The organism is Enterobacter sp. Li2LvB3 (assembly GCF_056156645.1).
In genome coordinates this window covers 136569-152634 of record NZ_JBSICG010000006.1, presented here as the reverse complement: position 1 = coordinate 152634, position 16066 = coordinate 136569, and the positions used below count along the sequence as shown (strand labels likewise).

Here is a 16066-nt window from a genome sequence, read left to right as displayed (position 1 = left end):
CTGACCTGATAACAGTCTTAACCATTTTTTTACATTCAGCCAATCGGGGAAACGAAAAAGTGCGAGCTAAAACACAGAGAGGAAAAAGAAAATGCCCCTGCAAAGCAGAGGCATGGTGCGAGTTATTACGCCCTCTCTTGTGGGAGGACGCATCAGACCGCAGAGATTAGCGCAGACCCAACTGGAAGATCAGGGTTTCTGCTTCACAGGCGAATACAAAATCGATATCCAGCTGCACGCCGCCTTCAACCTCTTTGAAGGTCGATTTGATGTCGCACGGTTCGGACTCAACATCACGCGCACGCTTAGTCAGCGCTGCCAGGGTTTCGTCAGCGTCGGCACGGTTAGCGAACACACGGCTGTAGGACGCGGTGCAATCGGTGTTGTCCATGATGGTACCAACATCCATACAGCAGCAAACCGGGGTTTCATCAGCACTGCATTTACTCATAGTAGCTTTCCTCTGTATTCGCGCCGGGCGCGAGATAAACACGTTGCCGATATTTTACGCCCCGATGACCAGGTGCTCCAGCCGTTAATGGCGCAAAATGGGATAAGTGACCAATATCACGCTTAAAAATGATCTAAAACAAAAATCACCCTTTCGGATGAGATGCGATGGTCACATTTTTGCCAAGCAGATCTCGTTTCAAGAAACATATTGGAAAAACTTAATAAACAAACTTGCAACATTACATCTGGTCAGACCTATACTCACGCCACTGGTCTGATTTGTATGTTTTAACACAGACCCTACACTTCGCGCTCCTGTTACGGTATGTAACAATTTTTGAATAAAAATAACTCAATGAGGTTATGGTCATGAGCCAGAAAACCCTGTTCAAAAAGACTGCGTTAGCAGTTGCAGTGGCAATCGTCTCAACGTCCGCCTGGTCAGCGGGCTTTCAGCTTAACGAATTTTCTTCCTCTGGCCTTGGCCGCGCGTACTCCGGGGAAGGTGCAATAGCTGATGATGCAGGTAACGTGAGTCGTAACCCTGCGCTTATCACGATGTTTGATCGTCCTGCCTTCTCTATCGGTGCGGTTTATATCGATCCTGATGTTAACGTCACCGGTAATTCAGCCTTAACCGGCCAAAGTGCTAACCAGGACAACATCGCGCCAAGCGCGTGGGTTCCTAACATGCACTATGTTATGCCAATCAACGAGCAGTTTGGTTGGGGTGCATCCGTGACCTCAAACTATGGTCTGGCAACTGAATTTGGTGAAAACTACGGTGCCGGTATTTATGGCGGTAAAACCGACCTGCAAACCGTTAACCTGAACCTGAGCGGTGCCTATCGCCTGGATAGTAACTGGAGCTTCGGCTTAGGCGTTGACGCCGTTTATGCAAAAGCGAAGATCGAGCGTTATGCCGGCTCTCTGGGCCCACTTCTGGCAGGGCAGCTCAATGGCAAGGTTCCCCCTTCTTATCTGGATGGGATCAGCTCCCCGGACGACCAGATCGCGCACCTGAAAGGTGACGAATGGGGCTTCGGCTGGAACGCGGGTATCCTGTATGAACTGGATAAAAACAACCGCTGGGGTCTGACCTACCGTTCTGAAGTGAAAATCGACTTCGACGGCGACTACAAAAGCTCCATCAACCCGAACCTGAGCACCATTCTGGGTAATATGGGTATGACTGGCCTTCCTGCTGGTACCGGCGGGCGAACCGAGAACGGTTCTTTGTCGTTGCATCTGCCAGAAATGTGGGAAATCTCCGGTTATAACCGTGTAGCACCACAGTGGGCTATCCACTATAGCCTGACTTACACCAGCTGGAGCCAGTTCCAGGAACTGAAAGCCACCGGTGATAACGGCCAGACACTGTTCTATAAAGATGAAAGCTTCAAAGATGCGTATCGTATCGCACTGGGTACAACCTATTACTACGATAAGAACTGGACTTTCCGTACCGGTATCGCATTTGATGATAGCCCGGTTCCGGCCGACAAGCGTTCTATCTCCATCCCGGATCAGGACCGTCTGTGGCTGAGCGCCGGTGCGACTTACGCATTTAACGATGACGCCTCAATCGACGTTGGCGCATCTTATATGCACGGCCAGAAAGTGAACTTCACCGAAGGTGAAGGCGCGGCGGCTTATACCTTCCACTCAGAAGGCAAAGCCTGGCTGTTCGGTACGAACTTCAACTACAAGTTCTAATCGCACAGAGATCAAAAAAGGTGAGCATTGCTCACCTTTTTTATTTACTGCGAATCGATATCTTTTAATTCGTTTTCGATTGCCTTCGCGTTTGGATTCTCTTCCGGCTTCAGCTTGCCGCCATTAGCAATAAAGTCGTGATTCTGGAAGTACGCTTCACGAACCATGATGTACGGATCGGAAGACTGGCGCAGCAGACCGTCGGAATCCAGCAACTGGGCACGGGTTTCAATACCTTCAACCGTCCATTTCCCAATTGATAGTGGCCACGTCAGCCACGACAGCACCGGATACAGCGTATCGACCATATCGCCGCCATCATCACGGACAGTAAAGCTGCCGTAGAATGGCAACTGCATATACGGACCATAACCCACGCCGTAACTGCCCAGGGTACTACCAAAACGGTGTGGTTGTTCACGTTGCAGTTTCTGGTTCGCCATACCTGCAACATCAATAAAGCCGCCCATACCCAACAGGGTGTTCAGGAAGAAGCGGGTGAAGTGCACCATGCCCTGGTAAGGATCGCCTTGCAGGAAGTAGTTCACCATCACCGCAGGCTCTTCCAGGTTACTGGTGAAGTTGCTCAACCCGTTACGTGCAGGCTGTGGAACATAATCGCGCCACGCAACCGCCACCGGACGGACCACATAGGGATCCAGCACGTTGTAGTTGAAGTTGTACATGGTGCGGTTAAACCCTTCTAAAGGATCAGAGCGCCCAGTTTGCTCGCCCGAGCTTGCACAGCCCACGAGCAACGTAGTGCCCAGCGCAAGCGCCGACAGCCGAAGTTTCATAAATATCTCCCTGTTCAGTATGGCTATCGTTGATTGCCATCCGTAACGGAGCGTCTGACGCCCCGTCTGTAAACGTGCAAGTGATTGTAACAGCACGCTTACCGATGTCCACGCACACAATTACGGGCAGTAATCACCGTCACTCTGATCTCAGCATAGCCTGGCTTTTTGATTTCGTTTCGCTGGCAATTTTATATTGGCTTTGAAAGAGATGTATCACCTTTGTTGCCATTGTCTGGATTTTAAGAGCATCCCCACGGGTAAACCATAAAAAATCGCTACCCTTAACATAAAGACCCTTATCCGGAGCGGCTATGAAAGAAATTGGCGAAGAAAAAATCGGTGATCAGAATGGCGACCATGAAGTCGACAGCGAGGAAAAACGTCGGGGAGAGAAGATAGAAGTCGATGAAGACCGTCTGCCTTCCCGGGCGATGGCAATCCACGAACATATTCGCCAGGACGGGGAAAAAGAGCTCGAGCGGGATGCCATGGCCCTGCTGTGGTCAGCTATTGCCGCAGGTTTATCGATGGGCGCATCGCTGCTGGCGAAGGGGATTTTTCATGTCCATCTGGTGGATGTGCCCGGCGGTTTTTTACTGGAAAACCTCGGGTACACCTTTGGCTTTGTTATCGTCATTATGGCCCGCCAGCAACTGTTTACGGAGAACACCGTTACGGCTGTGCTCCCGGTGATGCATAACCCTACCTCCGGGAATGCCATCCTGCTGATGCGCTTGTGGAGCGTGGTGTTACTCGGAAATCTTATCGGCACGGGCGTCGCGGCCTGGGCCTTTGAGTACATGCCAATTTTTGATGAAGCCACCCGGGACGCGTTTGTGAAAATCGGTATGGATGTGATGAAAAACACCCCTGGTGAGATGTTTGCTAACGCGATTATCTCCGGCTGGATTATCGCGACGATGGTCTGGATGTTTCCCTCTGCGGGCAGTGCGAAAATTGTGGTGATTATCCTGATGACCTGGCTTATCGCACTCGCAGACACCACGCATATTGTGGTGGGCAGCGTCGAAGTTCTTTATCTGGTCTTTAGTGGCACGCTGCACTGGAGCCATTTTTTATGGCCTTTCGCCCTCCCGACGCTGGCAGGCAATATCTGCGGCGGGACGTTTATTTTTGCCCTGCTGAGCCACGCGCAAATCCGCAATGACATGTCCAACAAGCGCAAAGCCGAGCTTAAGGCTCGGGAAGATAATGAAAAATCGGCAAAAAAAATGGACTGAATGGCGACTCTTTGAGCAGTCAGGCGGCGATGAGCTTAACGCAAAGTGTAAATAAGGCTATACTCGTGCCGCTTCGTCCCCTTAGTTAAATGGATATAACGAGCCCCTCCTAAGGGCTAGTTGCAGGTTCGATTCCTGCAGGGGACACCATATAGACCTCATCTGACATCTACCAAAATCAGCATTAGTCTTCCCAATATCGCCAATTCAGGGTCACATTATTATTCAGATGCATTCTGCTTTATTTCAGCATAGCGAGCGGCTAATTGTTTGAGGTGCATCTCCAGTTGAGTCCTGGCAGCCACAGGTAAAGGTGCCCCAGCAGGATTTTCTGACAATACCCGTAATTGTTCTTCAGCCGGTAAGGATTTATTAAAAGATTGCATGGCGTAAAAAACCACTGACTTCAGCTCGCTGACAGTCATGTATTTCCCTTTCTGCTCATCAAGCCCGTTAAGCCTGTCGCTCAGTTTTCGTAACGTTGTCATTCCCTCATACCAGCCATTCAGATTTTCTGTGGGGATACTTGCAGCATTCATCTGTCGTAGCCACTGCTGTGCCAGAGGTTTAGCTTGTTCTGGCCACAACGCCTGAGCCTGCTCCAGGAGTTGTCGACTCAAAACTATATTCCAGTCAGGAGGCAATTTATCCAGCCGGTCAAGCTGCTGCTGTGTTTGTGTTATCACTGTGTGTGATGACGGAGATTGCTGGCGCAACACATCCAGCTGTTCAGGCTCGAGAGTGACAGGTAAAGGAGCCAGAGATGCTGCAAACTGAGTGTGTAGCGAGTCAGGGCGGTGAAGATGCTGCCAAACCCATATCGCTGCTGTGCTTATCACCAGCATGGTACACATCCCGGATGCGAAAGATTTCCACTTATTAGCCGGAGTGGGCATAGCCGCCAGTACGTCCACATTTGACTGGTGTTCCATCTGTGCAACATAAACCCACTTTACTGTGGCACTATTCTCTTCAGATGAGGTACCACTCGCTGTTGGTGCGGCACTATTCATCATTGTGGCAGGCAATACGACATCAGACTTAACGCTCATCCCGGAGCTGAGAGTGCCATCACTGTTTTCCAGCCTGATAGCATTGTTGTGCATCAGGGTACGCAGCGTATCGAGCTGGCTCAGATGCTTAAGCTCCAGACGCTGCAATACCGCCCCCAGACAGGTAAGCAATTGCTCTGCCTGATAAAGCTGGCTGAGGTTACTAAAATTCAATGGAAACATACGCATTAGTTGCTGCAAACGCTGACTCAGACTACTGAGGATTTCCATTCGGGCATGGACAGGCTGCGGCCAAAGCGCGTCCCACTGATGGCTTATCAGAGCCTCCACTATCGCCATACCTTCATTGAGACCGAATAATCCGGCCAGTTGTGCACGAGCCAACGTATACCAGGCCGCTGTCTGTAGCTCTACTCCATTCTGTTCAAACAGTGAGAGGCAGAGTTTTTCCACATGACCCCAGTTAACATCCGGGCGTGCCGGATGGTTCAGCTTACTCAGTTCATCGCGCAGGGCTGCATAATCCGGTAGCGTGCGCGGGTCGCCACCGGTTTTGATTTTACGTGTGGGGATGTCATTCATGACCAGGTATCCATCTGACGTGTCTGAAGCTATGGGAGACTATCGTTTATGCTGCTTCGCTTTCTGCATCTTCAATCTGGCCTCCGTAAGCCACTCGTCCATCCGCTCCTGCTGCTGCACCATTCGCAGGACAAATCCTGCAATTTCAATCCGATGTTAACCTCCAGGTGAAAACGAAGCAGGTTGTCTGGACCGCAATTTTTAAGGGTCTGTAATTTTACAGGCATGGTGTTCCATGACTTATATACGGGTTGTTGTGTCAAGATATTGTTGTTTGAGATGTCTCAACAGAACCCGGCCTTCAGGCATAAACTCTGTGCCGTAGCGCACCTGACCAATACCTTTGAGTTCAGCGTCGATGGCATATTGCAACTCGCCAGGAACTTTCTGTTCCAGCAGGACAACGGTTATCTTTTTCAGGCGTGGCTCATATCTGAGTAGTACGGCGGATAATGTCCCCATCAGCTCATGTGCCGTACCTGGCATCCCCTGGAGAATTTTGGTCATATCAGGCAGACCGTAGTCCGGCAGGTGCGCCAGTGTGCCGGCGCGACAGTTAAGAATGCGCTGCATGTTGTCGAGTACCGAGAGGATGACCTGATTTTCTTCACTGACCAGATGTAAATCCAACCCACCGGTAAAGTTGCCGAAGAGAGTCTCATACAACGACGGACGGGATGATTCATTCATTTTTCAGCACCTTCAGAGTCAGCTGGTTGTTTCTCGCTTCGATGACGCGGGCTTTATCCGGATCGAGGTCATCACGGCTCAGTACTACCCGCCAGGTGTTATTTGCCTGATCCGGAGACATAAACATGCCGGCCACAGCAACATACTGCGCGTTCTCCTCCATCGGCATATCAACTATCACCGCACCACCTGGCTGCAGGCGGATGTCTTTTTCCGCCACCAGGTCAGCCTGAATAGCCTGGCTGTCTGCCTTAAACAATGATGGATAGTCCGTACTGTCGAAGGTTTTGCGGTCCTTGAGCTGATAAATACGCACTACGGTGGACAGGGCTACCCCACTGGCATTGTGGTTCACTGCTTCACGGGCACGAATGTCGAGATGTAGGGTTTTCACTTGCTTATAAAATATCGATTTGGTGACGGCGACGGTGCCGTCTGTGACGCTCTGGGTCAGCCCACAGCCTGCCAGTATCAGTGCAATACCTGCGGCCAGTGCAACATGGGGAAATTTACCAGCGGTAATCGCCATCTTCATCGGTCTCCCTACGGTGAATATTTTCCTGTACACGCTCATAGCGGCCAAGATTGATGGTTATTGTTTTGGTGTATGAGGTGGTGTTTGCCACACTCAGCGGTCGCATCACAGCGGTTCGCCCCAACTGCACCGCACCTGCTTTGGGCTTAGCATTCATCGTCGCGTCGGGAAGCAGGCTGCGGTCGACACACAGCTGCAGGCGAACATCAAGGCGCGAGCCAAGATACACGTGCAAGAGTGCCATTAAATCCGTATGCAGCACCCCGCCTGGGAGCCAGCCCTGTACTTCAGACAGATTTGAGGTGGTAAGACGCATCAGCACCTGACTGTTCACATCAGTGGCATAGTTCCCCATCACCGGGCGATTTGTCAGGGTGACAGGATGGCTGACACTCATGGTCAGGGGCTTCTTCAGCGGAACACGGCGTTTGTCATGGTTCCAGATTTTTGCCTGCGTATTAGGTGCAAGCAGGCGGACCAGGGATGTCATGCCTTCGGCAGTGCGTCCTGGCAGCAACATCACCGGCAGCAGCGCCAGAAAGCGTGAAGCCGGTGCTGCGATAGTGTCCGTACAACCATCTATTCCGAGTCCTGCCAGCCCCAGCAGATACTGCGAGGTTTTATCCTTACCTCCGTCTTCAAAAGTCGCCGGATATGAGTATTTACGCCAGATACGATAGTACTGGGCAATCAGCCTATGGTTGAAAATATCGAGAAAATCGGTGGTGGCTTCGCACCCTTCGCGGCGCTGTGTAATGTCATCGATATAGTGCGTTGGCAGTGGCGACTCCACGCCGTAAAGCCCCATAAAGGTGATCCGAACCGTTGGCGGTAGGTGTGAATGCTCCGCAAGCTCCACCCCTTTGATTTCGGATACCGGGAAACCCATCCCTGGATGTGGCCGGAAACGCACCGGCTCCTCTCGAACCTGCCAGGTGCTGCCCGTTGCCGGTTTATCCGGCTGGCTCTGCTCCAGTAACTGGCAGAAGCGATAAAAGTTAATGTATGGCAGCTGATCGCCCAGCTGCGCTATCAGCCGGGCAGGCGCGGACTGTGGTTCTCTTTCCACCTGATGCATTTTCCTTCTGGCTGAATAATGAGGGTAAGTTGGTTGAACTGGTTCATGTCGGCATAGAGCGCGAAGAAGCGATTGAGCATTTCGCCGAACAAGTGAATATCGCCTTCCCCCGTAAACCCGTTGCTGTCCAGGGTCACTTCAATATCGAGACCGCGCAGCAGGAAGCCCTGCTCGAACCGCTGCAAGCGATGGTGTTTCACATGCTGAATCGCCTCCAGGCGGCGAGCATTCAATTCATCCTCTTGCCAGTTATATAGCGCAAGCGTCCCACGCAGCACTTCGGCGGTGCTCATCATGTTCAGGAACCCTGATCCCAAATGGCTTAGCACCCGCCAGTGGAAACGGTCTTCCGCAGGCGGATAAACCGGCAGCGTCGGCTTACAGAGGTTTCTTACCGACAGTGGCGTCTGGACCACCTGTTCACAGCGGTCCAGCAGCGTGCTCTGCAGTGCACGGCGCGGCAACTGGCCGTTAGTGCCGGTGATTTGCAGCGAGACAGCTTCGCGCCCAAACAAACGGTCATCTTCCCACTGGTGGCCGCCAAGGATAAGCCAGGTGTCATACAAACCGGTGACGCCACGCTTAACACGCGTATGGTAGTAACGGGGTGGCGCATGGCGGCGCATCATCCCGCCTTTATGGCGAAAACTGCTAAAAGGCACATATTCTGCGTCATTAGTCCGGTTTGAGCCGGTGACCGAATCCACGGCATAAATCTCGGTGTGTCCGTCCTGCAGTCGCTTAGGGCGCAGCAGGTACTCGCTTTCAAGCCCCGTAATGGTGAGAGGGTCAGCTTCCAGGGTGAACAGGTTAATCACCGGTACGCAATGGAGGCGAACGGCATCATCGGTGACCGGCAGGTCTGATGGCCACGGTGTACTGAACACCACTTCGATGTCGAAGTACTCTGCTCCGGCAGGCGGCGTAATGCCGTCCAGGCCGTTGAGGTGGACAAACATAAACTTGTCGCGAAAGGTGAAGTACTCCAGCAGCAACTGGTAACCACTGAAGGCGGTATCGCCCTTCGGCCACAGCCCGTCTTCTTCCGCAAATCCACCCGGCGAGAAGTACCCGTCGAGGCGAATACGGTCAGTCTGCCCGGGCAGTCGCATATACAGTGCCGACTGTCGCCTGGTCAGCATCAGATGCAGTTGGCTGCTGACGGGCGCATCCGCGCCGAGATAGAGACTCAGGTGACTGAGGTCAGCATGGGACCAGTCCGTCTGGGTGCTGCAGGCAAAACGCATCCGCAGCAGCGAGCGCCCGTCAGGCTCCGTGGTCATGGTTACCCCTGAAATATTCAGCGGGTTGAGCATCACATCGCGGGTTGTGCGATAACGGCAGACCGTGTTTTTCGGCCCCACCGGGCGGGAGTACACTTCCAGACCCACGGGCATCACTTCAGCCATTTTAACGGCCTGAAGCGCAGGCGTGAACGCTACCACCGAGAGTGACGGAATGGTACGCAGATAATGGGGCCAGAGCATGCTGACCAGCCCTTCGGTGAACTCAGGCAGGTCGTCGTCTATCTTTTCGCGTAGCCGCCCCATAGAGAAAGCAAAGCCTTCAAACAGGCGTTCGACATAGGGATCGGGTGTACCGGCCTTATCCAGATCCAGCATCGCGGCCCGATCCGGGTGGGTCTGGGCGAATTCTTTGGCGGCTTCACGGAGGTAGCGCATTTCCGCGTCGTAATAACGCAGGGTCAAATCTTCCATTTATTCATTTTCCTGTGGCTCTAACCGCAGAGTACGGCGGCACGGGCGGGGTCAACGGCAATCAATCCAGCCAGTAACTGGTCCATTACTGGCGTCAGGCGGGCTTTATCGGCCTCACTACGACCGGCTTTCAATCTGAGGAGTTTGAGGTGGCGAGCATGGACTTCAAACAAGAGTTCCGGCTCCCAGTCTGTAAGCGTCACCGTATCGGCACGCTCACCCAGTTCAGCAAACAGGTGCACGGCCAGTTCATTTTTACCGTACTGCTCAGCAATGCGCCCCATCAACAGACGCAACAGCCACTTCTGACGATCGGTGGTCATACCCGGCCGGGTCTGTAACCAGCCCAGCGCCGCATCTGGACCCTCACTGTCGGCCAGTGCCACGGCTTCAGGCTCCAGCGCCAAAATGTCATCGTTGCCATCGGACAACTGTGCAGAAGACGTGTCATTGCCCCACTCGCCTGTACTAACCAGCACGCTCTGCTGGATCCAGTTCAGCGTCACTTCATCCGCAAACGGCGTACCGTCGCTGAACGCCAGCGTCTCGAGCCCAGAAAGACGGGTTAGTAGTCCTTTCAGGTCAGCGGCAATAATATCGGCTAACGTGATCTGTCCGGACTTTGTCAGCGCCTGATGGATATACCATTGCAAATCCAGCCACAGATGATTGGCACCACGGGAAAAGGTGCTATCCGCCGTCTCCAGCATTTCAGCCCAGTTCTGCTGCAGGTAGAGACGTTTGAGTAACGCGCGTTGATCCGCCCTTGGCGGCTCGATGCGTGTACGCCCCTGAGCATCCGGGGCCGGGATGGCCCGCAGGGTGTCGTGACGCAGGCTCTTCATCAGATGGTGTGCTGACAGCCAACCATCTGGCTGCTCGCGCAGGTATTCGGTGAGGGTGCGGGCCTGAGCCAGCAAATCCTGACCCGAAGTAATTCGCCCGATTAACGGCGCATCGCTGTGACTCGCCGGAAGAGGTGTTTCACCTGAACTGGCGTTCTGCGGTACCACCGCATCCACACCTCCCGCTTTCTGCAGACGACTTTCCAGCGCACTGTACAGCGCATTGAGTTCGGGACGGGTTTCATCCGGCTCATTCTCAATAAGCTGTGATATCAGCAGCAGCGCACCAGTGGTTCGCATCGCATCGATCCTGACCACTTCCGGGTACAGAGAAAGCGAGTCAGTCATACGCGATCCTGCCAGCCATTCCAGTGCAGCCTTACGGCTGCGGTCACGCTGCGGATGCAGCTGTGTGCCAAAGCGCTCCAGCAGACCGGCCAACAACTCGAGTCCTTCGGCCAGCCCCTGCTCACCTTCGCCGTGCAGCTTCGCCCAGCAGTAGTAGGTCGCCGCACGGATATCTTTGGCGGTCGTGGTCAGCAGCTTCTCTGCCAGCCGGCAGATGAGTTCAGAATCCGCACCGGAAAGTTTGTTGACTTCCTCGCGCATCTGCTGGAAGTCATCGTCATAGCCTGGGTCTTCGCCAGCGGGCGATTGCCCGGACAGCGGCTGGAGCCAGCTGTCCCACTGCGCCACACGCTCACGGGTTGCTACAAGTAATGGTTCCTGTTCTGTCTGGCAGGCACTGAGTAAGGCATTGAGCGTGCTCATCAGTAGACCTCCTCTGCATCACTGTTCGCACTGGCGACCTGGTCCGACGGTGAGATACCGGTGGTGCTGAAGATGGTTTCCGGCAGACGTAAATTACGCAATTTCAGCAGCGCCAGAGGACCCTCGCCAGATTCGGTACGCAGGGTGTAATTAAGTGTGCGGCCATCCTGCGCCTTCCAGCTCAGGCTGTAGCTGCTTCCCACGCCTGGGTAGGCACTGACGGCGGCCTTATCGAGCAGCCGGATCCAGCCCCAGGCACCGGGAATATCGGCGTACTGGCGCGTACCCGCCTGCGTGCTAATCCAGCTCAGGTTGGCCCCCGGGGCTTCAGTATCAGCAGGCCAGGTGAACCGTTTCCATGCCGGCATCTGGTTCACATAGGTCAGCTTCTGACTGTCGATAATCATGTCGGTCTGCATAACCCCATCGGCGGTGCCCGGGCGCAGTTCGAAGTTCATCCCGGCATTGCCTTCGGTGAAGGCCACATCCGATATATGACTCAGGGTGTTGATGGCGTTGAGGAATGCCGGGTTAAAGGCGAGGCCCTGCGAGTTGATGCTGTCCGGTACCCAGTGGTTGCCCTCTTTGTGCAGCACGCCTTTGAGACGGGTCTGCAGGAACTGAGTGATACGCCCTGAATCAGCATTGAGGTATTTGGCCAGCAATGGCAGAGAAGCATCGCTGCTGGAATTGCTAAACGGATAACGGCCTCCAAAGGCACTGTTCCACTCGGCAACCACCGCCTGCTGCCACTGAGCATTGAGGCTGTCGGCCGCCGGGGTCAGTACCTGCTGCCAGGCCTGTTCCATCGGGTTCACAAAGACCGTACGGCCAAAGCCGCTCCACTCCTGCCCCAGACCGGCGGCAATCAGGCTGCCGTAGTCGCGGGTTTCCGTCAGGTCAACCGCTTTGCCCTGGAATACGGTCTGGGCAATGGTCTGGGTCATCGCCTGCGGGTCGGCAGCATTAGTCACCTGCTGCAGACGCAGGCGCACCTGCGTTACACGGGTAAGGTATGACTGCAGACTTTGCTCCTGCGCACCGGTACGATTCTTGTCCATCAGTGCCAGAACCGGACCAAAGGTTGCATCCAGCGGACCGTGAACGCCGGCACTCTGGTCAATGGCATCCTTGTTGTCATCACCGAGCAGTTTTTTGGCTGATTTCACCAGGGAGTCTGAAATCGCCTCGCCAGTCTGCCCGGTGCGCCCCTGCACGTTCAGGGTGTTCATTAGCGCTACCAGAGGTGACTGACGCACATCGGCCATCAGGGTCAACTGGTCAATGGAATCCGACAGTGTGGCGGCCTGGTTCCAGCGCATGCTGTTGAGAAATGCCAGCCAGGCGCCGCCAAAGTCAGCAAAGTAACGCTCCGTAAGGCGCTTTTTCAGCGCCTCCGGCGAGGTCTCATCCTGTTTATTTACCTGACGCTTGCTGTCGGTCAGCACCCAGTCGAGCTCGTCCCGGCGTGCTTTCACCACCTTATCGATAGCGGGCTGCACGGCCTGCTCCCAGGCCTGACGGGTAAACATACCTGGCACAATTTCGGTGGTGCTAAACAGGCGGGATGCATCGGTGTCGCCTGTCATATCTTCAAGGCGCATGTCGACATACAGGTGCGCCACCTGCGAGAGCATCTTCTGGTACTGCGTCGATTCACTGTTACGCACGCCCATCAGGCGGACCAGCAGGGAGCGCGCCTGACTGACCATGTTCTCATCGACACGGTGTTTCCACTCAGGATGCGCAACCAGTTGCGCGCCATAGAACGACAGCAGAGACGGAGCCACGCCCTGCCAGACACCGTCTTTCACGCCATCACGCTTCGGCCAGTCGTGCAGCAGCGCAGAACTGAACCAGGCCGCGTCCATGTGTTCCGGACGGGCCAGCATCAGGTAGAGTTTGAGCTGGTCATAAGTAGTTTTTGCCATCTGCTCACGCAGCGGGCTGCCCGGCGGCAACGCATTGAAGGCACTGAGCTGAGTCTGCAGATGGTCCGCTGCCGCATCGCGCAGCAGAGGCTGGGCGCTGTCCTGATAGCGCGGCCAGAGTGCCGCCAGCAACGCATTGTTCTGGCTCAGCCCGGCCTGCTCATACCAGGGCACACCGTGCTCAGCGCGGTACTTCAGACGGGCAAGGGTTTTCTGGAGTTCAGACAGCGCGTGCAGGCGCTGTTCCAGCGGTTGATTCTGTCGGGCGGCAAGTGCGGCCTGGGCATTAGCCCCATCAATCTGGCTGCGGTTGGTGACATACGCGATGCTCATCCATGCAGCCCAGCCCACCATCCCCAGGGCCACAACCGACGCAAACTGTTTGCGCCATGGAATGCCCGGTTTGCGCGGACGTAGTCCGGCAGGAAGCGTGCGGACAGACTCAGGCAAAACATCCCAGCGTTTATCCATGCCCCAGTGGTGCGTTACGGCACGTTCGGCACCGGCAGAGGGCTGACTGAACACCACACCAGCCAGCGGCAGCGGGCGGTACGGATTAAGCATCACCGCCAGCGGCGCGGTCACGCTTTCCGGCTCACGAATGAGCTGGTCAGCCAGCGTCAGCAGGAAGTTATGTTTCACCTCACCGCAGGTCTGCTGCAGGCCCTGTGAGGTCAGATTTGGCGTCAGGGCGGAGAGTTGCTCTGCCAGTCCTTCGGTACGACAACCGGCAGACAGCAGACAACCGGTCGCCTGAGTAATGCGCCCTTCCGGCTTACCGGCGCGCGGGTGCAGGGACCAGACATACAGCGGGAGCTGCCAGCCAAGTGTATCCATACGCGCGCTGATGGCATGAGACAGGGAATCCATGGTGCTTTCAGACGGAACCGGCAGCGGCTGCTCCAGCCCTGGCGCTGAGAGTTGGTCAAAGGCTGAAGTCACCCACACCAGACCATCCACCGGACGGCGGCGCAGCTTACGCAGCGCGGTCAACCAGGCACTGTCGGCTGGCGTGTTGAGGTCTCCGCCCCACAGCAACAGCGTGCCCCGGTCTTCCTGCCATAGCTGAGCTGTAAGACCCGGAGTCAGTTGCTCTACTTCAGAGGCAGTACCGGTTATCAGCAGGATGCGCGTTTTACGTCCCCAGCGCCGACCGTAGAGGTTACGCATGGCGAGGCGGATGATTTTGACCGTTTCGCTACATTTGTCCAGGTCAGCACGCGATGTATTTTCCTGTCGATGATTTTTCCCCGCTAATTCTCGCAACTGCTGAATAAAGCTCAGAGATATAAACCATTGCCACAAGCGGACAAATAAATCATCACAGAGCAAAATGAATAAACATAGACCGGCAACTGCCAACGAAACCGCCAGCTTTTTCTCGGAAGTACGCAGATGAACAAGGGGATTCTCAGTCCAGATAAGCCCGCCAGCTACAGCCGCAATCAGCAGGACGAGTAACCAGGCACTGAGACGTTTTTTCTTTTTCACATCACTATCCTTTGAAAGCATTATGCAGGACGAACAACTGTCATCTGAGTTGTTCGAGCACCAACGAGCAGCCACTGAGTCAATCCCGAACTAACGGCACTTTCACAAGCACAAATCAGAGTGATATTGCCCACTGCAGCCGCTGGCCTGCCAAAAGCATCATCCAGAATCTGCTCTCCTTTTTTTGCAGGTAAATACCCTGACTTATCCATCACCTGAAGAACGGCTGCCAGCGCATCGCTTTTCACCTGCGCACGCCACAAATACCAGGGTAATTCTGTGGTTACTTCCCCCCAATTCGCCACATCCGCAACTGCATCACTAGCATCCTTTACAACAACCGGACGATGTATCCACATTTTCGGCTTGATATGTTGTCGTTCCAGCCAAGCGGGAGAAGCCAATAACAGGGCGGATACAGATTCAGCCTGTCGGTCGCGGGCCAGCAGAAATAAATTAACCTCAATGGAAAGGAACAGCGTGTCATCCTGCCTGTCGAGCCATTCATCAATCCACATTAATCCATCACTTTCAGTACTGACGTTAATCTCACTAACAGCATATGAATCAGGAATAATGCTTCGCCAGGCAGTGATAATCTGCTCATCATTCAGCACACCATCATGATTAAGGCGAACGACGAGCTTCCCGGTAAATTGTGTAAGTTCGGTGTGTAACTGCCTGATGACACTACCTAAAACAGCTTCGAGCCGTGACTGATGTTCTACTTCATTAGAGCTTATTAATACCGGAGAGAGCGAAGCCGAAGTCACTACAGACTGAAGGGCTTGAGAATAGTGCGACTGAAGCGCATTCGCTCCCTGTAAAAGCGCAGCAGCGAGTTTGTTGCTGGCAACGGGTGTGGTGTAACTTATCCCGAGTACGCCAAGGGCTTGTCGACCCAGTGAAACCTGTTCGTCATGCTGCGTTTGATGTAAATGGTTCCACCACATTACGCGATCGCGTTCGTTCTCATAGTGCCGTAACCTGGCAATATAGGCAGCCAGCCCCGCAGAGAACGGTATGAGAAGCGTACAGAACCAGAACCAAGTGGAATGTGTGGTCAATCCCTTTGGCCAAAGCGAAAGTACCAGCACTGCTCCCACAATCACAATCAGAGCAATCACGAGAAACCAACGAGATCTGTCAGGTGGAACAGGTAATGGCTCTGCCTTAGGGATCTGTTTGAGATCAACTGGCAT

Annotated in this window: 12 protein-coding genes and 1 tRNA gene; 3 read left to right on the top strand and 10 right to left on the bottom strand. The window is 54.2% G+C overall.

The features are described from left to right. Positions 1-166: 166 nt before the first annotated feature. On the bottom strand, positions 167-451 hold the full coding sequence (locus ACS603_RS07325; RefSeq protein WP_182061911.1) for a YfcZ/YiiS family protein: 285 nt from the start codon (positions 449-451) through the stop codon (positions 167-169). 371 nt (positions 452-822) lie between these two features. On the opposite strand from ACS603_RS07325, the gene fadL reads away from it, so the two are divergent. Then, positions 823-2169, top strand: a complete 1347-nt coding sequence (fadL, locus tag ACS603_RS07320) for a long-chain fatty acid transporter FadL (RefSeq protein ID WP_182061912.1) — start codon at positions 823-825, stop codon at positions 2167-2169. Between the two features lie 44 nt (positions 2170-2213). On the opposite strand, the gene mlaA is transcribed toward fadL, so the two are convergent. Next, positions 2214-2966, bottom strand: coding sequence for a phospholipid-binding lipoprotein MlaA (mlaA, locus tag ACS603_RS07315; protein WP_182061913.1), 753 nt, complete (start codon positions 2964-2966; stop codon positions 2214-2216). 314 nt (positions 2967-3280) lie between these two features. On the opposite strand from mlaA, the gene ACS603_RS07310 reads away from it, so the two are divergent. Both ACS603_RS07310 and ACS603_RS07305 read left to right on the top strand, forming a co-directional pair. Continuing rightward, positions 3281-4210 carry a formate/nitrite transporter family protein gene (locus ACS603_RS07310; RefSeq protein WP_474944033.1) on the top strand — a complete coding sequence of 310 codons (930 nt, stop codon included), beginning with the start codon at positions 3281-3283 and terminating at the stop codon, positions 4208-4210. A 75-nt stretch (positions 4211-4285) separates the two neighbouring features. Next, positions 4286-4360, top strand: a tRNA-Arg gene (locus ACS603_RS07305). 71 nt (positions 4361-4431) lie between these two features. On the opposite strand, the gene ACS603_RS07300 is transcribed toward ACS603_RS07305, so the two are convergent. The 8 genes from ACS603_RS07300 to ACS603_RS07265 all read right to left on the bottom strand — a co-directional run bounded on the left by ACS603_RS07300 (position 4432) and on the right by ACS603_RS07265 (position 16066). Beyond that, on the bottom strand, positions 4432-5805 hold the full coding sequence (locus tag ACS603_RS07300; RefSeq protein ID WP_474944032.1) for a VasL domain-containing protein: 1374 nt from the start codon (positions 5803-5805) through the stop codon (positions 4432-4434). Positions 5806-6045: 240 nt separating this feature from the next. Continuing rightward, entirely contained in the window at positions 6046-6495 is a 450-nt protein-coding gene (tssE, locus tag ACS603_RS07295) for a type VI secretion system baseplate subunit TssE (protein WP_474944031.1), read from the bottom strand. Next, positions 6488-7024: a type VI secretion system lipoprotein TssJ gene (tssJ, locus tag ACS603_RS07290; RefSeq protein ID WP_474944030.1), complete on the bottom strand. Its 537-nt coding sequence runs from the start codon at positions 7022-7024 to the stop codon at positions 6488-6490. Before tssJ ends, tssE begins: the two co-directional genes overlap by 8 nt. Then, positions 7005-8108 carry a type VI secretion system baseplate subunit TssG gene (gene tssG, locus ACS603_RS07285; protein ID WP_474944029.1) on the bottom strand — a complete coding sequence of 368 codons (1104 nt, stop codon included), beginning with the start codon at positions 8106-8108 and terminating at the stop codon, positions 7005-7007. Before tssG ends, tssJ begins: the two co-directional genes overlap by 20 nt. Beyond that, positions 8063-9826 carry a type VI secretion system baseplate subunit TssF gene (gene tssF / locus ACS603_RS07280; protein ID WP_315686316.1) on the bottom strand — a complete coding sequence of 588 codons (1764 nt, stop codon included), beginning with the start codon at positions 9824-9826 and terminating at the stop codon, positions 8063-8065. The genes tssG and tssF overlap by 46 nt, the downstream gene beginning before the upstream one ends. A 20-nt stretch (positions 9827-9846) precedes the next feature. Continuing rightward, positions 9847-11442: a type VI secretion system protein TssA gene (tssA, locus tag ACS603_RS07275; protein ID WP_474944028.1), complete on the bottom strand. Its 1596-nt coding sequence runs from the start codon at positions 11440-11442 to the stop codon at positions 9847-9849. Then, complete coding sequence (locus ACS603_RS07270) at positions 11442-14885, bottom strand: ImcF-related family protein (RefSeq protein ID WP_474944027.1); 3444 nt, start codon at positions 14883-14885, stop codon at positions 11442-11444. The genes tssA and ACS603_RS07270 overlap by 1 nt, the downstream gene beginning before the upstream one ends. Then, complete coding sequence (locus ACS603_RS07265; RefSeq protein WP_474944026.1) at positions 14885-16066, bottom strand: BAR domain-containing protein; 1182 nt, start codon at positions 16064-16066, stop codon at positions 14885-14887. The genes ACS603_RS07270 and ACS603_RS07265 overlap by 1 nt, the downstream gene beginning before the upstream one ends.